The 22,345-nt window shown below is 70.9% G+C and carries 20 protein-coding genes; 11 read left to right on the top strand and 9 right to left on the bottom strand.

Annotated features, from left to right (window positions below):
• Window positions 1-9: 9 nt before the first annotated feature.
• Complete coding sequence (locus IT072_RS04205) at window positions 10-612, bottom strand: TetR/AcrR family transcriptional regulator (RefSeq protein ID WP_223359626.1); 603 nt, start codon at window positions 610-612, stop codon at window positions 10-12.
• A gap of 90 nt (window positions 613-702) precedes the next feature.
• Between IT072_RS04205 and IT072_RS04200 the strand changes: the two genes are divergently transcribed.
• The 3 genes from IT072_RS04200 (at window position 703) to IT072_RS04190 (ending at window position 3,152) form a co-directional block, all read left to right on the top strand.
• The gene (locus IT072_RS04200) at window positions 703-1,134 is read left to right on the top strand and encodes a DUF6069 family protein (RefSeq protein ID WP_223359625.1); all 432 of its coding nucleotides are present in this window, start codon (window positions 703-705) and stop codon (window positions 1,132-1,134) included.
• A gap of 66 nt (window positions 1,135-1,200) precedes the next feature.
• Complete coding sequence (locus IT072_RS04195) at window positions 1,201-1,650, top strand: Fur family transcriptional regulator (protein ID WP_223359623.1); 450 nt, start codon at window positions 1,201-1,203, stop codon at window positions 1,648-1,650.
• A gap of 8 nt (window positions 1,651-1,658) precedes the next feature.
• Window positions 1,659-3,152: a catalase gene (locus tag IT072_RS04190; protein ID WP_223359622.1), complete on the top strand. Its 1,494-nt coding sequence runs from the start codon at window positions 1,659-1,661 to the stop codon at window positions 3,150-3,152.
• A gap of 55 nt (window positions 3,153-3,207) precedes the next feature.
• Here IT072_RS04190 and IT072_RS04185 read toward each other — a convergent pair whose 3' ends face one another.
• Entirely contained in the window at window positions 3,208-4,101 is an 894-nt protein-coding gene (locus IT072_RS04185; RefSeq protein WP_223359620.1) for a Vgb family protein, read from the bottom strand.
• Window positions 4,098-4,790 (bottom strand): PhzF family phenazine biosynthesis protein, encoded by a 693-nt coding sequence (locus tag IT072_RS04180; protein WP_223359618.1) that lies wholly within the window; start codon window positions 4,788-4,790, stop codon window positions 4,098-4,100. The genes IT072_RS04185 and IT072_RS04180 overlap by 4 nt, the downstream gene beginning before the upstream one ends.
• 58 nt (window positions 4,791-4,848) lie before the next feature.
• On the opposite strand from IT072_RS04180, the gene IT072_RS04175 reads away from it, so the two are divergent.
• From IT072_RS04175 to IT072_RS04140, 8 genes are all read left to right on the top strand, one after another.
• Entirely contained in the window at window positions 4,849-5,076 is a 228-nt protein-coding gene (locus IT072_RS04175) for a three-helix bundle dimerization domain-containing protein (protein WP_223359616.1), read from the top strand.
• A 109-nt stretch (window positions 5,077-5,185) separates the two neighbouring features.
• The gene (locus IT072_RS04170) at window positions 5,186-6,289 is read left to right on the top strand and encodes a LacI family DNA-binding transcriptional regulator (protein WP_223359615.1); all 1,104 of its coding nucleotides are present in this window, start codon (window positions 5,186-5,188) and stop codon (window positions 6,287-6,289) included.
• 168 nt (window positions 6,290-6,457) lie between these two features.
• On the top strand, window positions 6,458-8,128 hold the full coding sequence (locus IT072_RS04165) for an ABC transporter substrate-binding protein (RefSeq protein WP_223359614.1): 1,671 nt from the start codon (window positions 6,458-6,460) through the stop codon (window positions 8,126-8,128).
• A gap of 3 nt (window positions 8,129-8,131) precedes the next feature.
• Complete coding sequence (locus tag IT072_RS04160) at window positions 8,132-9,112, top strand: ABC transporter permease (RefSeq protein ID WP_223359613.1); 981 nt, start codon at window positions 8,132-8,134, stop codon at window positions 9,110-9,112.
• On the top strand, window positions 9,109-10,077 hold the full coding sequence (locus IT072_RS04155) for an ABC transporter permease (RefSeq protein ID WP_223359612.1): 969 nt from the start codon (window positions 9,109-9,111) through the stop codon (window positions 10,075-10,077). Before IT072_RS04160 ends, IT072_RS04155 begins: the two co-directional genes overlap by 4 nt.
• Complete coding sequence (locus tag IT072_RS04150) at window positions 10,074-11,741, top strand: ABC transporter ATP-binding protein (RefSeq protein WP_223359611.1); 1,668 nt, start codon at window positions 10,074-10,076, stop codon at window positions 11,739-11,741. The genes IT072_RS04155 and IT072_RS04150 overlap by 4 nt, the downstream gene beginning before the upstream one ends.
• Window positions 11,738-12,628, top strand: coding sequence for an alpha/beta fold hydrolase (locus IT072_RS04145; protein ID WP_223359609.1), 891 nt, complete (start codon window positions 11,738-11,740; stop codon window positions 12,626-12,628). Before IT072_RS04150 ends, IT072_RS04145 begins: the two co-directional genes overlap by 4 nt.
• A gap of 97 nt (window positions 12,629-12,725) precedes the next feature.
• Complete coding sequence (locus IT072_RS04140) at window positions 12,726-13,898, top strand: glycoside hydrolase family 1 protein (RefSeq protein ID WP_223359608.1); 1,173 nt, start codon at window positions 12,726-12,728, stop codon at window positions 13,896-13,898.
• 84 nt (window positions 13,899-13,982) lie between these two features.
• On the opposite strand, the gene IT072_RS04135 is transcribed toward IT072_RS04140, so the two are convergent.
• The 6 genes from IT072_RS04135 to gabT form a co-directional block, all read right to left on the bottom strand.
• The gene (locus IT072_RS04135) at window positions 13,983-16,061 is read right to left on the bottom strand and encodes a DUF5979 domain-containing protein (RefSeq protein WP_223359607.1); all 2,079 of its coding nucleotides are present in this window, start codon (window positions 16,059-16,061) and stop codon (window positions 13,983-13,985) included.
• Window positions 16,062-16,306: 245 nt separating this feature from the next.
• The gene (locus IT072_RS04130) at window positions 16,307-16,945 is read right to left on the bottom strand and encodes a Type 1 glutamine amidotransferase-like domain-containing protein (RefSeq protein WP_223359606.1); all 639 of its coding nucleotides are present in this window, start codon (window positions 16,943-16,945) and stop codon (window positions 16,307-16,309) included.
• Between the two features lie 42 nt (window positions 16,946-16,987).
• Window positions 16,988-18,508, bottom strand: coding sequence for an APC family permease (locus tag IT072_RS04125; protein ID WP_223359605.1), 1,521 nt, complete (start codon window positions 18,506-18,508; stop codon window positions 16,988-16,990).
• Window positions 18,509-18,520: 12 nt separating this feature from the next.
• Window positions 18,521-19,390: a universal stress protein gene (locus IT072_RS04120; RefSeq protein ID WP_223359604.1), complete on the bottom strand. Its 870-nt coding sequence runs from the start codon at window positions 19,388-19,390 to the stop codon at window positions 18,521-18,523.
• Window positions 19,391-19,406: 16 nt separating this feature from the next.
• A complete protein-coding gene (locus IT072_RS04115) occupies window positions 19,407-20,891 on the bottom strand; it encodes an NAD-dependent succinate-semialdehyde dehydrogenase (RefSeq protein ID WP_223359603.1) in 1,485 nt (494 codons plus the stop codon).
• Window positions 20,888-22,249, bottom strand: coding sequence for a 4-aminobutyrate--2-oxoglutarate transaminase (gene gabT / locus IT072_RS04110; RefSeq protein ID WP_223359601.1), 1,362 nt, complete (start codon window positions 22,247-22,249; stop codon window positions 20,888-20,890). The genes IT072_RS04115 and gabT overlap by 4 nt, the downstream gene beginning before the upstream one ends.
• Between the last annotated feature and the right edge of the window lie 96 nt (window positions 22,250-22,345).

Raw genomic sequence — 22,345 nt, 5'->3', positions numbered from 1 at the left:
CGGGCACCCTCAGGCCGGAGCGCCGTGTCGATATCCGAGCGCCGGTACGACGACGAAGTCGATCAGCTCGCGCACCGCCTGCTCGTCCAGGGACTGCTTGCGGAGCACGACGCTTCCGAACGCGGCGGTCGGGACGATCCCCGCGATCAGTTCCACCGGGACGGTCGGAGGCACGACGCCGCGCGCGATCCACCGCTCGATGACGGTGATGAGCGCCCGGACCGGAGGCTGACCGACGTCGCGATACGCCGCATCGTAGAGCTCGGGATCGGTGCCGATCGCGGTCAGCAGGCTCGCCAGCACACGGCCCGACCGGCCATCGCCTGCGGCGAAGTGCATCGCCGCCGCGACCAGGTCTTCGCGCAACGAGCCGGTGTCGGGGAGTTCCGACGGCCGCTGCGAGTCCCGGACCGCGGCCACGACCAGGTCGACTTTGGTCTCCCAGCGCCGGTAGATGGCCGACTTCCCGCAATGCGCGCGTTCAGCGACCGCGGCGATCGTCGTGCCCCCGTAGCCGGCCTCGATGAGCAGGTCCTGCGTGGCTTCGAGGATGCGGCCCTCGAGGCCTTCGACGCGTGGGCGCCCGGACGAGCGGCCGGCGAGGGAGGACATGCAGACGATTGTATCTTTCGGGAATCAGCGGTACCGTAATTGATTACGGTACCGCTTGGAACCGTAATCGATCACTCGCAGGAGGATTCCATGGTCTCCGCCGCCACTCCCTCGGCCTCTCGCGCCCGCCCGGCACGCGCCGCCCTCATCCTGGGCATCGCCACCGCCCTCTCGATCGCCGTCAATGCCGCCATCGCGAACATCGCGGTCGCCCTCGGCGTGCCCGCTTCCTACGGCCCCGTCACGCTCCCCGCATACGCGTCGATGACGATCCTCGGCATCCTCGTCGGCTGGGTGGGCTGGCGCGCGATCAGTCGCCGGGCAGCGCACCCGCGCAGGGCGCTGGCGGTGGCCGTTCCCGTGGTCGTCGCCCTGTCGTTCGTTCCCGATGTCCTCCTCGCGGTCCTCCGGTTCATCCCGGGCACCACGCTTTCGGCGGTGATCGCACTCGCGCTGATGCACGTGGCCACCGCGGCGATCGCGGTGCCGGCCTACGTGCTCGCGTCACGGCAGGAGCACTGACCGTCGACACCGCGCCGGGAATCCGCATTATTTTGATCTATTCAAAATAAGCGGTATGTTCGAGCCATGGACACGGCACAGCTCGAGAGCGCACTGCGCTCCGCCGGGCTGCGCGTCACGCAGGGCCGGCTGGCCGTGCTCGACGCCCTCTCGCGCCTGCCCCACTCCGATGCGGAGACGGTGCTCCGCGCCGTGCTCCCCGCCCTCCCCGGCACCTCGATCCAGAACGTGCACAACGTGCTCGGCGACCTCACGGCCGTCGGGCTGCTGCGCCGGATCGAGCCGGCCGGGTCGCCCGCGCGCTACGAACGCCGCACGGGCGACAACCACCACCACGTCGTCTGCACCTCGTGCGGCGCCGTGGCGGACGTCGACTGCGTCGTGGGGCACGCGCCCTGCCTGCAGCCCGGCGACGCGTCGGGGTTCGCGGTGAACACGGCCGAAGTGACGTTCTGGGGCCTGTGCCCGTCCTGTCAGGAGCACGCGGACGCCCCCGCGCGCACACCGGTGAGGTAAGGAGAACCATGACCGACAACTACACGACGACCCAGACCGGCACCCCGGTCGGCAGCGACGCGCACTCGCTCACGGCGGGGACGGACGGCGTCACCGCTCTCCACGACCGTTACCTGGTCGAGAAGCTCGCGCAGTTCAACCGGGAGCGCATCCCGGAGCGCATCGTCCACGCGAAGGGCGGCGGCGCGTTCGGAGAGTTCGTCGTCACCGGCGACGTCTCGGCGTACACGAAGGCCGCGGTGTTCCAGCCCGGCACCAAGACCCGGACGCTGCAGCGCTTCTCGTCGGTCGCCGGCGAGCAGGGCTCCCCCGACACCTGGCGCGACGTACGCGGCTTCTCGGTGAAGTTCTACACGACCGAGGGCAACTACGACATCGTCGGCAACAACACCCCGGTGTTCTTCATCCGCGACGGCATCAAGTTCCCCGACTTCATCCACTCGCAGAAGCGCCTCCCCGGCTCGGGCCTGCGCGACGCGGACATGCAGTGGGACTTCTGGACCCTCTCCCCGGAGTCGGCCCACCAGGTGACCTACCTGATGGGCGATCGCGGCATCCCGCGCTCCTGGCGCCACATGCCCGGCTTCGGCTCGCACACCTACCAGTGGATCAACGCCGCGGGCGAGCGCTTCTGGGTCAAGTACCACTTCCACGCGCTGCAGGGCAACGAGGAGATGGAGGGCGCGGAGGCGGAGGCCATCGCGGGCGCCGACGCCGACTACTACCGCCGTGACCTGTACGAGGCCATCCAGCGCGGGGAGTTCCCGGCGTGGAAGGTCTCCGTCCAGGTCATGCCCTACGAGGAGGCGAAGACCTACCGGTTCAACCCGTTCGACCTCACCAAGGTGTGGCCGCACGCGGACTACCCGCTGATCGAGGTCGGTGTGCACACGCTCAACGAGAACCCGGAGAACTTCTTCGCGCAGATCGAGCAGGCCGCGTTCTCGCCGGCCAACACCGTCCCGGGCATCGACATCAGCCCCGACAAGATGCTGATGGCACGCGTGTTCTCCTACCCCGACGCGCAGCGCTACCGGGTGGGCACCAACTACAACGAGCTCCCCGTCAACCGGCCGGTCGCCCCGGTGCACAACTACTCGCAGGACGGCGCCGCCCGTCACGGCTTCAAGCCGGCGGACGCCCCGGTCTACGCGCCGAACTCGTTCGGCGGACCGACGGCCGACGCCGCCCGCGCGGGAGAGGGCTCGTGGGAGTCGGACGGCGCACTCGTCCGCGCCGCGGCCACCCTGCACGCCGAGGACGACGACTTCGGCCAGGCCGGCACCCTCTACCGCGAGGTCTTCGACGACGCGGCGCGCGAGCGCTTCCTCGACACGATCTCCGGAGCGGTCGGCGGCGTCCAGCGCGATGACATCCGCGAGCGCGCGATCCAGTACTGGACGAACGTGGACGCCGGACTCGGCCAGGCTCTCCGCAGCCGTCTGGCATCTCCCGCACAGGACGCGAACGAGGTCGCCGAGCCCGTCGGCGTCGGGGAGTGACCTCCCGCGAAGCGTGAGTCGTTGCGGGTCGCGGACGACCGCGACCCGCAACGACTCACCTCTCGCGAGGGGAGAGGGAGGCGAGGGCTCCGGATTCGAGGGCGGTCCAGACGGTGCCGTCGGGAGCGACGGTGAGCCCGTGGGGTTCTGCGACATCGTCGGGGAGCGGGTGGAGCCGCACTTGGCCCTCCGCGGAGACGTGGGCCAGCGCGTTCGCGCCCCAGACAGAGACCCAGACGCCGCCGGAGTCGTCTGTGGGGTCGGACGCCACGGCGTGCGGTTTCGCGCCGACCGCGAGCCCGACGATCCGCACACTGCCGTCCTTCGCTACGCGGGCGAGGGAGTCGGAGCGGATGAGGGCGGCCCAGACGGCGCCGTCCTCCGCGACGGCGATGCCGACCGGCCCCGAGCCGGCGGGCAGCTCGGTCACCGCGATCGCCGCGTCGCCGCCGCGCACGTGGCCCAGCGCGTCGACAGCGTTCATGGTGAACCACAGGGAGTCGCCCGTGGACGCGATCATCGAGACCATCGCGTCCGCGGGTGCGACCGGGAACTCGTCCACCGCGCCCAGGATGCCGACCCGGCCGAGCGCGTTGCCGCCCAGCTCGGTGAACCAGGCCGTCCCATCGCCAGGAGCGACGACGCCGAACGGCTGCGCGCCTTTCGTGGGAGTCGCCGCCTCGGCGAGGATCCGCGGCCCCGGGCCGAGCAGCATCAGCCGGTCGCCGGTCGTGTCCGTCACCCAGACGGTCGACTCCGTCGCCGCCGCGATGCCGGAGGGCTGGGAGCCCGCGCCGAGCGCGAGGTAGCTCAGCGAACCGTCCGCATCGCGCCGGCCCACACGACCGCCGTGCACGAGCGTGAACCACACGGCGCCGTCCTCGGTCGCGGCCACGGCGTAAGGGCCGTCGCCCTCGTCGCCGACCGGGAGGATCGCGACGGCGCTCACAGGGTGACGTCGATGGTGCGGTCGTACACGGTGCGCCCGCCGACGCGGATGCGGCCGTCGGCCAGCGGTACCGTCGTGAGCTCGGAGCCCTCGCCCTGGCTGATGCGCAGCGCGCGACCCAGCCGGGCCGTGACGGACACGGCGGCCGCGCCCGTCGCCTCGTCCTCGACGATCCCCATGTCCGGCGCGAACATACGCGCCCGCAGCCGGCCCTCGGCCTCGTCGATCCACGCGTACGCGTAGTGGTGTCCCGTCGTGAAAGCGGAAGGGTCGAGCGCGTCGACGTCCTCGGGCGACGCAAGGGGCAGCCAGGCGAAGTCGGGCGTCCACTCCGGGCGGGCGTCGATCCAGGCGATGTCGTCGTCGACCTCGACGGTCACGTCGCCCGCCTTCTCACGCAGCACGCCGACCGGAGTGCGGCGGTCGGCGAGCCACCAGGCGGTCCCGACACTCGGGTGGCCGGCGAAGGGCAGCTCTCTGGCCGGGGTGAAGATCCGCAGCTCGGCGGTGCTGTCGGCTTCGTCGACCTCGTCCAGGAAGACCGTCTCGCTGAACCCCAGCGCCGTGGCGATCGCCTGCTCCCGCTGCGCCGTGGCCGGAGAGCTGCGCACGATCCCCAGCTCGTTGCCGTTGCCGCCGCGCTCGTCGGTGAAAACGCGGACCACCACTACCTCGATCGACTCGTCCATGCCCCCAGCCTGACAGATGACCCAGCCACGGTTCACCCCCGGGGCGCATAATGCCCACATGACCGGTCACGATGAGAAGCAGAGCGACGAGCTGGTCGCGGTGGAGCACGCCGCGGAACGACTCGCGCAGCGCTTCCCCCACGTCCCTCGCACGCGGATCGAGCAGCTGGTGCAGGAGCGGCACGAGGAGTTCTCCGGAGCGCCCGTGCGCGACTTCGTCCCTGTGCTGGTCGAGCACGACGTGAAGCGGTTCCTCCTGGCGGAGACGGACGGAGCGCAGGCCTGACGGCCGCGCCGCCCGCGTCGGCCGGTCCTGCCGGCGGGCGGGGCGCAGGCCGGAGCCGAGCGGGCTGCCGCCTATCATGGGTGTGCCCGACCAGCAGGAGCACGCCACGATGACCCGAGTCCCCACCGTCTACGACGTGGCCACCCACGCCGGCGTGTCCATTGCGACCGTCTCGCGCGTGTTCCGCCAGCCGGACACGGTCAAGGAGGCCACCCGGGAGCGGGTGCTCGCGTCCGTCGAGGCTCTCGGCTACGTGCCGAGCGGGGCGGCGCGCGGTCTCGCGGCGCGGCGCACCGGCGTGATCGGCCTGTTCTTCCCCGGACTGGACGCGCTGGACGCCGACGCCGGACGAGCGCTCGACGAGGGTGACGCGGGGGCGGCGACGATCATCCGCGACGTCGGCGGATCGGTCGACACCCGCGGGGGCGACCTCTACTTCGACGAGGTGCTCCGCGGGAGCGAGGTGGAGGCGTGGCGCTCCGGCTTCGTGCTGATGGTGGGCGTCGGGCGCGGCGCGACCGCGCACGACACCCTCGTCGACATGGCCGGCCGGGTCGACGGCCTCATCGTGCTCGCCGGCAGCGTTCCCGACGACGAGATCGCGCGGCTCGCCCGGCGCCTCCCGGTCGTCGTCATGGCCGGGCGCCGGCAGGGCGACGAGCTCGACCATGTGTCGGTGAGCAACACCGAGGGGATGCGCGCCCTCGTCGGCCACCTGCTCGACGACCTCGGGGTGCGCGAGTTGGCCTACGTCGCGGGCAGCGAGGGCTCCCCCGACGACGCCGAGCGCTGGCAGGGCTTCCGCGACGCCCTCGCGGAGCGCGGGATGACAGCCCCCGCCGCACCCGATCTCCGCGGCGACTTCACCCGGGAGGCCGGCCGCCGCGCCGGACGCGCGCTGCTCGCCCGCGACGTGCTGCCGCGCGCCGTGGTGTGCGCGAACGATCAGATGGCCCTCGGCGTCATCGACGCGGCCCGCATCGGCGGTGTCGACGTGCCGGGCGAGCTCATCGTCACCGGCTTCGACGGCATCGACGCGGGCCGCCTCTCCACCCCGCGGCTGACCACGGTCAAGCAGCCGATGGAGGAGGTCGGGCGCGCCGCCGTGCAGACCCTCGTGCGCCGGCTGACCGATCCGGGGCGCGCCGCGGCCTCCGTGCGCCTCCCGGTCCAGGTCTACCTCCGCGAATCCTCCGAGCCCGCCGCCCCCTGACGCAGCCGAAGTTCACGTCGTTGCGACCATTTCGGCGTTGTGAGCGCAACGTCGTGAACTTCGGCGGAGGCCCGCGCAGGGCAGGCGGCGACGCTTGAGGCGCGCGGGGTTGAAAACTGCAATGTATGCGCATACAGTCAGGAGGGCAACAACCTAGAGAAGGTGGCAATGACGCACTCACGACCCCCCGGCGCGCGACGCCGACGCCGGCTCGCGGCCCTCGCGACGCTCGCGGCCGCGGCTCTCGCACTGTCCGGCTGCAGCATCAAGATCCAGAGCCGGCAGGACCCCTCCATCCCGGCGAACACCATGCTGCTGGCCGCCGACAAGGGCACTCCGATGATGGAGCGCAACTTCAATCCGTACCTGGTCAACAAGCGCGCGGCGTCGTCGTACATCTACGAGCCGCTGGTCGTCATCAACGTGCTCGACGGCACGGGGACGCCGTGGCTGGCCTCGAAGATCGACCAGCCGGACGCCCGCACGATCGACTACACGATCCGCGACGGCGTGACCTGGTCGGACGGCAAGCCGTTCAGCGTCGACGACGTCGTGTTCACACTGAACCTCATCAAGAAGTTCCCGACCCTCGACTTCAAGGGGGCGTGGCAGCACATCGCCTCCCTCGAGACGAAGGGCGACCACCTGATCGTCCACCTCAAGGAGGACGACGCCCCGGCGCAGGACATCATCTCCCAGACGCTCATCGTCCCCGAGCACATCTGGAAGGACGTCAAGAGCCCCGACACCTGGCGGGATCCGAACCCGGTCGGCACCGGCCCGTACACCCTCGCCAACTTCACCTCGCAGCAGTACACGATGGACAAGTACGAGGACTACTGGCAGGCCGACAAGGTCGAGGTCGAGCACCTCGTGCTCCCCGCCGCGACCAACGAGCTCGACATCGCCACCAAAGGCTTCGACTGGGCCTACGCGTTCATGAGCGACGTGCAAGGCACGTGGGTGGACGCCAACCCCCACAACAAGTACTGGTTCCCGCCGGGCGGCATCATCGGCCTCATGCCCAACTTAACGGTCGCCCCGTTCGACAACCTCGACGTGCGGCGCGGCCTCGCATTGGCGCTCGACCGCGACAAGATCGCCGACGCCGCGACCGAGGGCTACATGAAGCCCGCCGGCCAGACCGGGCTGATCCTGCCGAACCAGGAGAAGGAACTCGACCCGAGCATCCCCGACGGCGGCCTAATCAAGCAGGACACCGCCGGCGCCCTCGCCGCCTTCGCCGCGGCCGGGTACACCCAGCAGGGCGGCAAGCTCGTCGGCCCCGACGGCAAGCAGTTCTCGTTCTCGATCACCACGGCCAACGGGTACTCCGACTGGCTGCGCGCGGTGCAGGAGGTCCGCAAGGAGCTGAGCGCGCTCGGCATCGACGTGCAGATCAAGCAGCCGCAGCCGCCGGGATACCAGCAGGCCATCCAGAACGGCGACTTCCAGGTCGCGATGGGCGGAATGGGCGGCGGCGTGATCTTCCAGGCGTTCAATGCGACGCTGTCGAGCGAGTTCGCGACGCCCATCGGCAAGGCGACCGCGAGCAACTTCGGCCGGTACAAGAACCCGGAAGCGGACGCGCTCCTCGCCGAGTACAAGGTCACGGTCGACCCGGCGAAGCGGCTCGAGCTCAGCCACCAGCTGCAGCGCATCGTCTACGACGACCTCCCCGTCATCTCCATGTACTACGGCGGACTCTGGGGCCTCTACAACGACGCCAAGTTCACCGGCTGGCCCGATGCGGACCACCCGTACGCGCCGCCGCAGACGTACGACCAGACTCCGCTGCTCGTGTTCACGCATCTCAAACTCCGGAAGGACGGTGAGTAGGCCATGAAATACGCACTCCGCAAACTCGGCCTCTTCGTCCTCACCCTGTGGGCGGCGATCACGCTGAACTTCCTCCTGCCGCGCCTCATGCCCGGCTCCCCCACCGACGCCGCCATCGCGAAGCTCTCCCAGAACGGCCCGGTGACCCAGGCCACCCGCGACGCGATCGAGGCCCAGCTCGGTGTGCCGGGCGGCAACCTGTGGGACCAGTACGTCAGCTACCTGCACCAGGTCGTCACGTTCGACTTCGGCGTCTCGTACACGTTCTACCCGCAGAGCGTCGGCGAGCTGATCGGGCAGGCGTTCCCGTACACGATCATGCTGGTCGGGATCGTGACGATCGTCGCGTTCGTGCTCGGCACCCTGACCGGCGTGCTCGCGGCCTGGAAGCGCAACACCTGGCTCGACTCCCTCCCCACACTGACGGGGACCTTCGCCAGCACGTTCCCGTACTTCTGGACCGCGCTGCTCCTGCTGTTCTTCCTGGGATACGTGCTCCACTGGTTCCCGACCTCGGGCGCCTACGGGCCGACGGCCTCCCCCGCGTTCAGCTGGGACTTCATGGTCGACGCGGGCTACCACGCGATCCTGCCCGCGGTCACCATCCTCATCACGTCGGTGGGCGGCTGGATCCTCGGCATGCGCAACGCCATGATCAACACGCTCGGCGACGACTACGTGACCTTCGCCCAGGCGAACGGCCTCAAGGGCCGCACGGTCGCGATGAAGTACGCGGCCCGCAACGCGATCCTCCCGAACCTCACCGGGTTCGGGCTGGCGCTCGGCGGCGTGGTCGGCGGCTCGATCCTCGTGGAGCAGGTGTTCGGCTACCCCGGCATCGGCTTCCTGCTGTTCAACGCGGTGATCGGCCAGGACTACCCGCTGATGCAGGCGCTGTTCCTGCTCATCACCGTGAGCGTTCTCGTCGCCAACTTCCTCGTCGACATCCTGTACGGCGTACTCGACCCAAGGACCCGCCGATGACCACCACACAGAGTTTCAAGTCCATCCGAGCCGACGAGACCGTGCGCCCGCCGCACCGGCTCGCGTTCATCGGCCGCGCCTTCGCCACCCTCTGGGCCAACTGGAAGTCGCGCCTCGGCCTGATCATCCTCGGCCTCTTCGTGCTCGTCGCGATCTTCGCCCCGTGGCTCGCTCCGTACGGCGCCACCCAGGACGGATTCCCCCGCAACGCAGACGCCAGCTGGGCCCACTGGTTCGGCACGACCGCCGCCGGCGAGGACGTGCTCAGCCAGCTGATCTACGGCACCCGCGTCAGCGTCACGGTCGGCTTCATCGCCGGTGCGCTGTCCACCCTGGTCGCCGTGCTGATCGGCCTCAGCTGGGGCTACATCCGCGGCTTCGGCGCCGAGGTGGTCAACTTCGTCGTCAACCTGTTCCTGGTGATCCCGGGTCTGCCGCTCATGATCGTCATCGCTGCGTACCTGCAGAACGGCGGTCTGGCCATGATCATCGCGGTCATCGTGATCACGGGATGGGCGTGGGGCGCGCGCGTTCTGCGCAGCCAGACGCAGTCCCTGCGTTCGCGCGACTTCGTGACCGCCGCCCGTTTCTCGGGCGACAGCTCGTTCCGCGTGGTGTTCCACGAGATCCTGCCGAACATGACATCGCTCATCGCCGGCTCATTCTTCGGCGCCGCGACGGCCGCGATCCTGGCGGAGGCGGGGCTGGAGTTCCTGGGCCTCGGGGACTCCTCGATCGTCAGCTGGGGCACCATCCTCTACTGGGCGCAGAACTCGAACGCGCTGCTCACCGGCCAGTGGATCCTGCTGTTCGCCCCGGGCCTCTGCATCGCCCTGCTGGCGATGAGTCTCACCCTGGTCAACTTCGGCGTGGATGCGATCAGCAACCCGCGCCTGCGCGAGGGATCGGCCACGTCCGCCCGTACCGCGCCCGATGCCCGCGCCGAGGAAGGAAGCGAGCGATGAACGCACTCCTGGAGGTCCGGGACCTCTCCGTCGTCTACGAATCGGTCGGGCAGACGCCCGTGCAGGCGGTCGACCACGTGTCGTTCGACATCGGCGCCGGCGAGTTCGTCGGCCTGGTGGGCGAGTCCGGCTCCGGCAAGTCGACGCTCGGCTTCGCGCTCACGCGGCTGCAGAAGCCGCCGGCGCGCACCAACGGCGGCAGCATCCGCTTCGACGGCCGCGACATCCGCGAGCTGGACGACGAGTCGCTCCGCCGTCAACGCCAGGGCGGCTTCGCCATGGTGCTGCAGTCGGGCATGAACGCGCTCAACCCCGTGCGCACCATCCGCAATCACTTCGTCGACATCTTCAAGGCCCACGGTCATGTGGCCCGTGCCCGCTGGGACGACCGGATGCGCGAACTGGTCACCAAGGTCGGCCTGCCGGAGCAGGTGCTCGCGCGCTTCCCCGGCGAGCTGTCCGGCGGCATGCGACAGCGCGTCTCGATCGCCCTGGCGCTCTCGCTGGAGCCGCGACTCATGGTGTTCGACGAGCCGACGACCGCACTGGATGTGCTCGTGCAGCACGCGATCATGGACACGATCACCGAGCTGCAGGCGTCGGAGGGCTTCACGGCCGTGCTGATCAGTCACGACCTGGGCGTCGTGCTCGAGGCCACCCAGCGCGTGCTCGTCATGCACGACGGCCGCATCGTGGAGGACGCCTCCAGCCGCGACATCCTGGAGCGCCCGCAGCACGAGTACACGCAGATGCTCCTCAGCCACTACGCCGACCCGCGCGGCGAGGTCGTCGAACTGCCGGGCCTTCCGGCGGACCGCTCCGCCCGCACCACCGCGGTGGAGCAGCGGGAGGGCCGAGCCGCGCTCTCGGCGATCACCGTCGAGGGCGTCAGCAAGGTCTACCCCGCCCCCCGCCGCGGCGAGAGCCCGGTGACGGCCGTCGACGATGTGACATTCGTGCTCGAGCCGGGCCAGTCGCTCGCGCTCGTAGGCGCGTCCGGATCGGGCAAGTCGACGATCGCGAAGCTGCTCACCGGTGTGGAGAAGCCGACCGCGGGGACCGTCCGCTTCGGCGACACGGATGTGGCGTCACTCGGCAAACGCGGCATCCACCAGCTGCACAAGAACGTGCAGATGGTCTTCCAGGACCCGTATGCCGCCCTCAACCCGCTGCACACCGTCGAGTACGCGCTCAGCCGGCCGGTGGTGAACTACACCGGCCTGCGCGGCACGGAGGCCCGGAGGCGGGTGTTCGAGCTCCTGGAGACGGTCGGCCTGACACCCGTCGAGCAGTTCGCGCAGAAGCTCCCGCACCAGCTGTCGGGCGGCCAGCGGCAACGCGTCGTCATCGCCCGTGCGCTGGCGAGCGATCCACAGGTGCTCATCGCCGACGAGCCGGTGTCGATGCTCGACGTCACCTTGCGCGCCGGAGTCCTCGCCCTGCTCGAGGAGCTGCGCGAGCGGTGGGGTGTCTCACTGCTCTACATCACGCACGACCTGCTGTCGGCCCGGCTCGTCACCGAGGACATCATGGTGCTGAACGCCGGGCGGGTGGTCGAGCGCGGCCGGACCGCCGAGGTGCTGCAGCACCCGACCGATCCCTACACGATCGCGCTGCTCGACGCGGTGCCGAACCCGGCCCGCACCCGGGAGGCCCTCGCGTGACCGACGCCGCGCGCACCCGGTTCGACCCGATCGCGCCGTTCGGTGCGCTGCCCGTGCCGCCGGGGGTCGACATCGTCGGCCTCCCGGCGCGGGTCGGCACGCTCACGGCGTTCCACGCCGCCCCCTCCGGTGCACCGCGCGGCACGGTGCTGGTGGTGCCGGGCTTCACCGGGTCGAAGGAGGACTTCCGCGACTTCCTCCCGCTGCTCGCCGCCCGCGGTTGGGACGCCTGGAGCTACAGCCAACGCGGCCAGGGAGACTCGGCAGCCCCCGCCGGCGTCGGCGCGTACCGGCTGGAGGATTTCGCCGCGGATGCGGTGGAGTCCGCCGCGATCGCCGGAGACGGACAGCCGGTCCACCTCGTGGGCCACAGCTTCGGCGGTGTGGTCGCCCAGGCCGCCGTGCTCGCCTCGCCCGCCTCCTTCGCCTCGGTCACGCTGCTCTGCTCCGGACCGCACGGGTGGCCCGGACGACACCAAGAGACGACCGACATCGTCGCGCGCGACGGCTCGATGGGACTCTGGTACCGCGACAATCCCGACACCCGCGGCCTGCCCGATGCGGCGCTGCCGATCGAGCTCGCGTTCCTGCGGCTCCGCGCCGAGCGCACGTCGAGGGACAACCTCCTCGCCGGCGCGGAGATCCTGCGCACGCAGACCGACGTCACCGACGAACTGCACGCCACGAGCGTACGGGCGCTCGTCGCCCACGGCGAGCACGACGACAAGTGGCCGATCCCCGACCAGCGCGACATGGCGGAGCGGCTCGGCGCCGCCTATGCGGTCATCCCCGGCGGCGGCCACCTGCCGCAGGTCGAGGCGCCCCAGGCGACCCTCGCCGTGCTGGACGCCTTCTTCGGCGCACCGCCCGGCCCCGCATCCGGCTGACGGCTGATCCGCCGACCTGATCCGGCCGCGCTTCCGACCCCGTTCCGCACGACGAACCACCCTGCACGACGAACCACCCGGCACGACAAGGAGAACTGTGCTCACCTTCCCCGACGGCTTCCTCTGGGGCGCCTCCACGGCCGCCCACCAGATCGAGGGCAACAACATCAACAGCAACTGGTGGGTGCACGAGCACACGCCCGGCACGAGCATCGTCGAGCCCTCCGGGGACGCGATGGACAGCTACCACCGCTACCGCGAGGACATGAAGCTGCTGGCCGACGCGGGGCTCGACAGCTACCGGTTCAGCGTCGAGTGGGCGCGCATCGAGCCGGAGCGCGGCTTCGTCTCGCGCGCGGAGATCGACCACTACCGGCGGATGGTGGAGGCGTGCCACGAGTTCGGGCTGAAGCCCGTCGTCACGCTCATGCATTTCACCGTGCCACGCTGGTTCGAGCGGGACGGCTTCTGGCGCGCACCGGACGCCGCCGATCTGTTCGCCCGTTACACGGAGCTCGCGCTTCCGATCGTGTCCGATGGTGTCGAGCACGTGTGCACCATCAACGAGCCGAACATCGCCGCCATGCTCGCCGGCGGGGAGGACGCCGCCAACCTCGTCGCCTACGGCCTCCCCAACCCCGACCTCGGCGTCGCCGACGCCCTGCTCGCCTCGCACCACCGCTCCCGCGACGTGCTGTCACAGGTCTCGGGCCTGAAGTCCGGCTGGACCATCGCCACGCAGGCCTTCCGCGCCACCGGCGAGCCGGGCTCGGAAGAGAAGCTGCGGGAGTACGGCCACCCGCGCGACGACTGGTACCTCGAGCAGTCGGCCGGCGACGACTTCGTCGGCGTGCAGGCCTACACCCGCACGTTCATCGGGCCATCGGGTCCGCTGCCGGTCGAGGAGGGCGTGGAGACCACGCTGACCGGCTGGGAGTTCTACCCGCCCGCGGCGGCGGAGGGTGCCCGCAGCGCCTGGGAGCTCTCCGGCGGCGTGCCGGTGATGATCACCGAGAACGGCATCGCCACCGCCGACGACGAGCGCCGCATCGCCTACACCGACGCCGCCCTGCGCGAGCTGCACGCGGCCATCCAGGACGGCGTGCGGATCGACGGCTACCTGCACTGGAGCGCCCTCGACAACTATGAGTGGGCGAGCGGCTATCGTCCGACCTTCGGTCTCATCGCGGTGGACCGCGAGACCTTCGTGCGCACTCCGAAGCCGAGCCTGGCATGGCTCGGCTCGGTCGCCCGGGCGAACGGGCTCTGAGCGGGAACGCCCTCTCCGGTATCCACGGCGAGAATGCGCCGGATCATCGCGATCCGGCGCATTCTCTGTGCCGACCCGGCCGTATCAGGCGCCGCTCGCCGCTCGCCGCCGTCGCCGGTCGGCGGTGAGCGCCAGTGTCCCCAGCGCCACGGCCGCGAACGCCAGGGTCAGGAGGCCGCCCGCCGCCGGAAGGTCGACCTGGGCTCCGGTGGCCGCCAGCCGTCGGGTCGCCGCCGGCGCGGCCGGATCCCCGTCTCCGACGCCCGGCAGGCGAACGGGCGCAGGGGGTCGGGGATCACCCGGATCGCCCGGATCGCCCGGGTCGCCCACGTGCGGGTCGATCGGCGGCAGGTCGCTCGGGACCTCCGGCTCCGGCTCGCCGGGGTTCTCCGGCTCTGGATCCGGCACGACAGGCACCTCCGTCTCGGGCTGTCGTTCCGCCGTGTTGGTCAGCACGACCGGGATGTCGCCGCCCGCGGTGACCGTCAGCACCAGGTCCTCCCCCGCAGGGACCCCGTTGATCGTGAACGCGGGCGACGCCCATGCGACGCCGTCGAGCGGCTGCGGGGCCCGTTCGCGCACGGCCACGTCGGTGCCGGCCGGAATCCCGGCGACCCGCTCGGCCGTGCCGTCCGCCGCGAGCAGCAGCTCACCGTGCACATGCTCTCCCTCCCCGTCGGGGTAGGAGTATTCGACGGCGAACGCGGCGTCGTCCGGAACCAGGTCGCGTGCCGCACCGGTCACCTGCTTGGCGAGCGTGAATCCACCCGTCTGCGGCGGTGCCTCCTCGGCGGTGTTCACCAGCTCCACCCGGACGGTCTGACCGGCGACGATCACGAATTCGGCACCCGGCCCCCGGACCACACCGTCCACGACGATGCGCACGTCGCCCCAGGTCACCCCGGAGACCGGCGGCAGGTTGACCTCGCCGATGGTCACCCGTGTTCCCGCCCGGTACCACGGCGAGACGGCCTCGACCCCGCCGGCCGTGACGCTCGCTGTCGCGTCCTGATACCCGGCGGCGGAGTACTGCGCGTGGAACGCGGTGTCGGGGTCGACGGTGTCGGCCGCCGCCCCGATCAGCGACTTGGAGACGGAGAACCGGCCCACCTCGTCGCCGCCCGCGGTCCCTCCGCCCGAGCCGGACAGGGTGATCTCGCTCGTGGCGACGACGGATCCCACGGTCGCGTTGTTGCGGAAGGTGTCACCGGCGCGCGCCTCACCGGCCGGCTCCGTGATGTAGTTGGCGCGAATCGCGCAGGCCCCGTCCAGTCCGGCCTTCTGTGCGAGCGCCGGGTCCACCTCGATCGTCATCGAGAGGCCGTCGGGAGAGATCGTCCAGGTCGCGAGCGAATCGTCCCCCACGACGTGGGGGTAGCGCGCAGGATCGGTGTCGCAGCTCTGCTCGAGGTACGGGCGCCATTGCGGCGCGGGGTATGCCCCCGGATCGAGGAATCGATGCGCCGCGCCCTCGCCGATGCGATCGACGATCACGAGCGGCGACACCCCGTCGCCCGGCCACGCGCTCGACGGGACCGCGACCTTCCACCAGAAGCCCTCGCCCTCGGCTCGATAGTCCGCTCCCCACTTCTGCACGCGCGTGATCACCGGCGCGGGTTCGGCGGGCGCGGACGGCTCGCCCGTCTCCCGGGCCTGGATTCCGCCGCCGCCGGGGAGCGGGACGAGGTGGGAGCGGTCGCCGTCGACGGCGACCGTCACCGCTGTCGCCTCCGTGGCCGTGCTCGCGCGCACGGTCGCCCACAGCGACCCGTGCACGTCACGCTTGCCCTCGACCGATGCGTTCAGCACGCAGGCGAGGAGCGGCGGCGCGCCCGTGACCGTGCACTCCCCCATCGCGTCGCCGGTCAGTGTCTCCAGCGCGAACGGAGTGATGCTGACGGTCGAGAACTCGCCGGGAAGGCCGAGTGTGAACCGGTGGCCTGCGCCCGTGCCGTCCGGCACGGACCACGATGCCGTGACGAGCACGGAGTCGCCGACCGTCAACGCGTGGTCGGCACCCGTCGCCGGACTCCGCGTGATCCGAATGGTGGCCGGGTCGATGCCGCCGTGCTCGACGGCCGTCACCGGCGAGGCGACCACCACCCCGGTCAGGCCGAGTATCAGGCCCGTCGCGGCGGCGATCAGAGGGTTACGCAACGTCATCGGACACCCCTTCGATTCGGACGCGACGCCGGAGATGGCACCGCATCGCGTCCCTCAACCTGACCAGACGAACGGGGGTAGACCGTGTCCGCGCGCGGACATGCAGTGCCATCGTCGAGCTTTCTCCGCGGTGGCCCAGCGGACCCGCCGGATTCTCCGGCCTCCCTCGGTAGCGCCGGATATATTCCGCAACGCATGTATTTCGGACACGAAATCTCCGCGGTGCGCAGCCCGTCCCGGACGGTTCAGTCGGCTCGTGTCGAGACCGGCGAGGCCACGACGCGCATCCCCTCGTCGTCGACGATCAGTGCCTCGTCGTCGACGAGCAGCCGCAGCGGATGAGCCTGGCCGAACTCCGCGACGACCCGGTCGATCACCGCGGCGGGATACGAGACGCCGTCCGCGTGCGGCACGACGACCACGTCGACCAGGCCGAGGCCACGGAGGTCGGTCAGGCCGGGCGCCTCGGTCGCATCGTCCATCGGAGCGATCGGCGCGATCGTCGGACCGGCCACCACCGAACCCGCGCTCAACCCGATGTACGGCAGACCCGCACGCACGCGGCGCACGATCACGCGGTCGGCTCCCGCGGAGCGCAGGGCGTACAGCAGGGAGAACGTGTTCCCGCCGGCGACGTAGAGCGCGTCCACGCGATCGAGGGCGGCCTCGACCTCGGCGAGCGGGGTGCCGCTCAGCCGGAGGGTCTCGACGTCGTACCCGAGACCGGTGAGCGCCGCGCGCTCCGCGTCGACGAAGGGCGCACCGTCATACGCGAGGGCTGCGTCCGGGACGTATCCCACGCGGATGCGGTCGGCGCGCCCGAGAGCCTCCCGGAGGAACGCGGGGATCGCGGAGACACCGAGGGAGAGCAGCAGCAGACGCACGGCCCCATCGTACGTGGATGCCCGCCGGACACTCTCGCCGTCTCACGCCTCCGAGCGCGGCAGCGTCTCCCCGCGGAAGAAGGCCGGCAGGCGCCGGCGCATCACGAGCATGACGACGACGCCGGACAGCAGGATGACCATGCCGAGAAGGAAGACCAGCCCGATGCCGCCGATGTTCGATCCGCTCCCGTAGTCCGGGTCGAGGCTGTCCACGAGGGTCGTGACGAAGAGCACGCTGAGGATGACGCCGCCGATCAGCGGGCACACCAGCGTGAAGAACGCGTTGCGGAGCGAGGCGAACCACTTCCGGCGGAAGAACCACACGCACGCGAACGCGGTGATGCCGTAGTAGAAGCAGATCATCATCCCGAGGGTGGTGATCGTGTCCCACAGCACGTCCTCGCTGACGAAGCGCATGACGGCGTAGAAGACGCTGGCGACGACGGCCGAGACCACGGTCGAGTAGCCGGGGGTCATGAATCGCGGGCTGACGCGGGCGAACCGGGCGGGGAGAGCCCCGTAGTGGCCCATCGCCAGGAGGGTGCGGGCCGGGGAGACGGCGGTCGACTGGAGGGAGGCGGCGGAGCTCGAGAGCACCGCGATGGACATCAGGATGGCGAGCGGACCGAGCACCGGCCCGGCGAGGGCGAAGAAGACGTTCTCCTGGATGTCCGGGTTGCCCAGGCCGATCCCGCCCTCCCCGGTGCCGGCGAACGAGATGGCGGCCATCGAGACGAACAGGTAGGCGACCACGATGATGACGACGGTGAGCGTCGCCGCACGACCCGGTGTGGAGCGGGAGCCCTTGGTCTCCTCCGACATCGTGAGGGTGACGTCCCAGCCCCAGAAGATGAAGATCGAGAGGGAGAGCCCGGCGGCGAAGGCGGAGAAGGACGGGACGCCGAACGGGTTGAACCAGTCGAGGCTCGGCGCCGTCGCGTCGAACGCGGTCCCGTTCGCGACGTGCACGAACGCCACGACGCCGAAGAGCACGAGCACCAGCAGCTGGAACCCGACCAGCACGAACTGGACCTTCTGCGTGGTCTGCATGTCGCGGTAGGAGATGAAGGTCGCCACCGCCATGAACGCCAGGCACGTGGCCACGTTGACGAACGGGTTCTTGGCCAGGTCGGCGATCGCCGGGTCGTGGAAGACCTGCGACAGCAGCAGGTAGAGGAAGTCGACGGCGATTCCCGCGAGGTTCGACAGCACGACGACCGTGGCGGCGATGAGGCCCCAACCGCCCATCCACCCGATGTAGGGGCCGAACGCGCGGGTCGCCCAGGTGAACGACGTGCCCGAGTCGGGCATCGCGTTGTTGAGCTCGCGGTAGCCGAACGCGACGAGCAGCATCGGCAGGAACCCGACCAGGAAGATCGCGGGGAGGTGGACCCCCACCTCTGAGACGGTCGGGCCGAGGGCGCCCGTCAACGTGTACGCGGGCGCGATGCACGAGATCCCGATCACGACGGCCCCGAGGAGGCCGACCGATCCGGCGCTCAGGCCCTTGGCGGTGCGGGTCGAGCCCGTCTCGGTGGAATCCGCGGCGCTGCGGGTGCTCATCGGATGGTGCTCCTAGGGGGTGGTGCGGGGGACGACGATCATCGGGACGGGCAGGGCGCGCAGCATGGTGGAGGCGGTCGTGCCGAGGAAGAGGCGGCTGGGCTGCGCGAGGCGGCTCGACCCGACGACCGCGACCTCCCCCGGCTGCCAGTCGAGCGAGGAGACCGCGTGCGCGACGCTGTCGCCCGGGGCGACGGAGGCCGTGGCTTCGACGCCCTCGGGCAGAGCCGCGCGTGCATCCTCCAGCACGGCGGCGGCGTGGTGCTCGCTCACGCGCTCCTTCGCCGAATCGACACCCGGCAGGTCGAGTGCGAGCAGCGAGACGAGGCGCAGTGGAGCGTGCGCCGACCCCGACAGCCGTGCGCTGGTGGCGAGGACCGCGTCCGCACCCTCTCGCGTCCCGACCATCCCGGTGACGCGGGAGAGCGGCGCGGCCGAATCGCGCGAGCCCTGCGGCGCGAGCATCACCGGGACCGGCGAGGCGTGCAGCAGCGAGCCGGCGACCGAGCCGACCGTGAAGCGCCCGAGCAGGCCGTCCCGCGCGGCACCCACGACGATGAGCGCGGCACGGCCTGCTTCGGCGGCGGTGAGCAGCCCTCCGGCGAGGGAGTCGCCGTAGACGACCCGCTCGCGCGAGGGCACCGCCTGGGGGATGCGCGACCGCGCATCCCCCAGCCAGCCCTCCGCGGTGTCGCGCAGGAGGGCGTCGTAGCCGGGGTCGTTCGGCACGATGGAGGGCCGCGAGTTCATCGGCAGGACCACCACGACGTCCAGCTGCGCGCCGGTCGACCCGGCCAGGGCGGCGGCCGCCGCGAGGGCGTCCTCCCCGGCCGGGGTCGCGGTGTAGCCGACGAGGATGCGCGGCGGTGTCGTGGTGGTCATGTCGATCCTGCGGCGATCAGGCGGGGATCAGCGTGTACTTGGTGCTGAGGTACTCGTGGATGCCCTCGAGCCCGCCCTCGCGGCCGAGGCCCGACTGCTTGACGCCACCGAACGGCGCAGCGGCGTTGGAGACCAGACCGGTGTTGAGGCCCATCATCCCGGTGTCGACGCCGTCGATCAGGCGCTGGCCGCGGGCGAGGTCCTGGGTGAACACGTAGCCGACGAGCCCGTACTCGGTCTCGTTGGCGCGCGCCACGGCCTCCTCCTCGGTGGAGAAGGTCGTGATGGCCAGGATCGGTCCGAAGATCTCCTCGCGGAGGATCTCGCTGCCGGGCTGGACGTCGACGAGGACGGTCGGCTCGAAGAAGAAGCCGTCGCCCTCCGGTGCCGCACCGCCGGTGAGCACACGGGCGCCCCGCGAGACCGCGTCCTCCACGAGTGCCGCCATCGAGGCGACCGCGCGGTCGTCGATGAGCGGCCCGAGGGTGACGCCCTCGTCGGTGCCGCGGCCGACGCGGAGCGCGCTCACGCGCTCGGTGACGCGGGCGGCGAACTCCTCCGCGATCGACTCGTGCACGATGAAGCGGTTGGCCGCCGTGCAGGCCTGGCCCATGTTGCGGAACTTGGCGAGCATCGCGCCGTTCACGGCCGCATCGAGGTCGGCGTCCTCGAACACGACGAACGGCGCGTTGCCGCCGAGCTCCATCGAGGTGCGCAGCACGTTCTGGCCGGCCTGGGCGAGCAGAGCGCGTCCGACCGGCGTGGAGCCCGTGAACGAGATCTTGCGCAGACGCGGGTCCGCGATGATCGGCGCCGAGACGGCGCCGGAGGTGGAGGTCGTGATCACATTGACCACGCCGGCCGGCAGTCCTGCGTCCTCGAGCAGCTGCGCGAAGAACAGCGTGGTGAGCGGGGTCAGCTCGGCCGGCTTCACGACGACCGTGCAGCCCGCGGCCAGAGCCGGCGCGATCTTGCGCGTCGCCATCGCCAGCGGGAAGTTCCACGGCGTGATGAAGAAGCTCGGCCCCACCGGGCGCTGCGAGACGACCATCGTGCCGGTGCCCTCCGGGTTCGACCCGTAGCGTCCGGAGATGCGCACGGCCTCCTCCGAGAACCAGCGGAGGAACTCGCCGCCGTAGGTGACCTCGCCGTTGGCCTCGGCCAGCGGCTTGCCCATCTCGAGCGTCATCAGCAGAGCGAAGTCGTCGCGGCGCTCCTGCAGCAGGTCGAACGCGCGGCGCAGGATCTCGGCGCGGGTGCGGGGCGGGGTCGCCGCCCACGCGTCCGCCGCCTCGGCGGCCGCGTCCAGAGCACGGATGCCGTCCTCCGGGCGCGCATTGGCGATGCTCTTGATCACGCGGCCGGTGGCCGGATCCTGGACCTGAATCGGGTCCTGGGTCCCGGCCTCCCAGCGGCCCGCGATGTACAGGCCGTCGGGGACTCGGGCGAGCAGCTCGCTCTCGCGGGCCGTCGGTCCGGGGGCGGTGTCGACGGCGCTCATGCGTTGGCCACCGCCTCCGCGACGACGTCCAGGCCCTCGATGAGGAGGTGATCCGGGATGCTCAGCGGCGGGAGGAAGCGGATGACGTTGCCATAGGTGCCGCAGGTGAGGAGCACGACTCCGGCCGCATGGGCGGCGGCCGCGACCTTCGAGGTCAGGGCGGCGTCCGGCTCCCCGGTCTCCGGGTCGACGAGCTCGATGGCGACCATCGCACCGCGGCCGCGCACCTCGGCGACGCGCGGGTCGGCGTCGCGCAGGGCGCCCAGCTTCTCGAACAGGATGTCGCCGATCTCACGGGCCCGCTCGACCAGGCCGTCCTGCTCGTACGTCTCGATCGCGGCGAGGGCGGCGACGCACGCGAGCGGGTTGCCGCCGTAGGTGCCCCCGAGGCCGCCGACCTGCGGCGCGTCCATGATCTCGGCGCGGCCGGTGACGGCCGACAGCGGGAGGCCGCCGGCGATGCCCTTGGCGGTGACGATGAGGTCGGGGACCAGGCCGAACTGCTCGGAGGCGAACATGGTGCCGGTGCGGGCGAAGCCGGTCTGCACCTCGTCGGCGATGAAGACGACGCCGTTCGCGCTCGCCCACGCCTGCAGGGCGGGGAGGAAGCCGTCGGCCGGGACGATGAAGCCGCCCTCGCCCTGGATCGGCTCGATGATGATCGCGGCGAGGTTGCTCGCGCCGATCTGCTTCTCGATCAGCGTGATGGCGCGCTTCGCGGCCTCGGCGCCCGACAGGCCGCCGTCGCGCAGCGGATAGCTCAGCGGAGCGCGGTAGATCTCGGGGGCGAACGGGCCGAAGCCGTTCTTGTAGGGCTGGTTCTTCGCCGTGAGGCCCATCGTGAGGTTGGTGCGCCCGTGGTAGGCGTGGTCGAATGCGACGACGGCCTGCTTGCCGGTGTAGTGGCGGGCGATCTTGACCGCGTTCTCCACGGCCTCCGCGCCGGAGTTGAAGAGGGCGCTGCGCTTGGCGTGGTCACCGGGGGTGAGACGGTTGAGCGCCTCGGCGACGTCGACGTAGGAGTCGTAGGGGGCGACCGTGAAGCAGGTGTGCGTGAAGGCGGCGACCTGGGCGGTGACGGCCTCGACCACGCGCGGGGCCGCGTTGCCGACGCCGGTCACGGCGATGCCGGAGCCGAGGTCGATGAGCGAGTTGCCGTCGACGTCGACGATGACCCCTCCGCCGGCGGCCACGGTGTAGACCGGGATGGTGGCGCCGACACCGGCGGCCACGGCCTGCGCCTTGCGCTCGGAGCGCTTGCGGGACTCGGGGCCGGGGATCGGGGTGACGAGCCGCCGCTCCTGCGGGAGCGTCGGTCCGCCGAGGGGTGTGCTGATGGCGGTGTCGGTGATGGTCATGGCGGCATCGTATGGAGGGCGGCGCATCGCCGTCCTGGACACCGCGTACAATTCGTGGAGTCGGAATCGACACCCTGTCAAATTCGGAAGGCGACG

The organism is Leifsonia sp. ZF2019 (assembly GCF_019924635.1).
In the GTDB taxonomy this organism is placed as follows: Bacteria; Actinomycetota; Actinomycetes; order Actinomycetales; family Microbacteriaceae; genus Leifsonia.
This window is presented reverse-complemented; position numbering and strand designations above follow the sequence as displayed.

What these genes read in the sequence shown, in the direction of transcription:
- IT072_RS04205 (WP_223359626.1), bottom strand. Translation starts at nt 612, where the DNA reads ATGTCCTCCCTCGCCGGCCGCTCGTCCGGGCGCCCACGCGTCGAAGGC.
- IT072_RS04200 (WP_223359625.1), top strand. Translation starts at nt 703, where the DNA reads ATGGTCTCCGCCGCCACTCCCTCGGCCTCTCGCGCCCGCCCGGCACGC.
- IT072_RS04195 (WP_223359623.1), top strand. Translation starts at nt 1,201, where the DNA reads ATGGACACGGCACAGCTCGAGAGCGCACTGCGCTCCGCCGGGCTGCGC.
- IT072_RS04190 (WP_223359622.1), top strand. Translation starts at nt 1,659, where the DNA reads ATGACCGACAACTACACGACGACCCAGACCGGCACCCCGGTCGGCAGC.
- IT072_RS04180 (WP_223359618.1), bottom strand. Translation starts at nt 4,790, where the DNA reads ATGGACGAGTCGATCGAGGTAGTGGTGGTCCGCGTTTTCACCGACGAG.
- IT072_RS04175 (WP_223359616.1), top strand. Translation starts at nt 4,849, where the DNA reads ATGACCGGTCACGATGAGAAGCAGAGCGACGAGCTGGTCGCGGTGGAG.
- IT072_RS04170 (WP_223359615.1), top strand. Translation starts at nt 5,186, where the DNA reads ATGACCCGAGTCCCCACCGTCTACGACGTGGCCACCCACGCCGGCGTG.
- IT072_RS04165 (WP_223359614.1), top strand. Translation starts at nt 6,458, where the DNA reads ATGACGCACTCACGACCCCCCGGCGCGCGACGCCGACGCCGGCTCGCG.
- IT072_RS04160 (WP_223359613.1), top strand. Translation starts at nt 8,132, where the DNA reads ATGAAATACGCACTCCGCAAACTCGGCCTCTTCGTCCTCACCCTGTGG.
- IT072_RS04155 (WP_223359612.1), top strand. Translation starts at nt 9,109, where the DNA reads ATGACCACCACACAGAGTTTCAAGTCCATCCGAGCCGACGAGACCGTG.
- IT072_RS04150 (WP_223359611.1), top strand. Translation starts at nt 10,074, where the DNA reads ATGAACGCACTCCTGGAGGTCCGGGACCTCTCCGTCGTCTACGAATCG.
- IT072_RS04135 (WP_223359607.1), bottom strand. Translation starts at nt 16,061, where the DNA reads ATGACGTTGCGTAACCCTCTGATCGCCGCCGCGACGGGCCTGATACTC.
- IT072_RS04125 (WP_223359605.1), bottom strand. Translation starts at nt 18,508, where the DNA reads ATGAGCACCCGCAGCGCCGCGGATTCCACCGAGACGGGCTCGACCCGC.
- IT072_RS04120 (WP_223359604.1), bottom strand. Translation starts at nt 19,390, where the DNA reads ATGACCACCACGACACCGCCGCGCATCCTCGTCGGCTACACCGCGACC.
- IT072_RS04115 (WP_223359603.1), bottom strand. Translation starts at nt 20,891, where the DNA reads ATGAGCGCCGTCGACACCGCCCCCGGACCGACGGCCCGCGAGAGCGAG.
- gabT (WP_223359601.1), bottom strand. Translation starts at nt 22,249, where the DNA reads ATGACCATCACCGACACCGCCATCAGCACACCCCTCGGCGGACCGACG.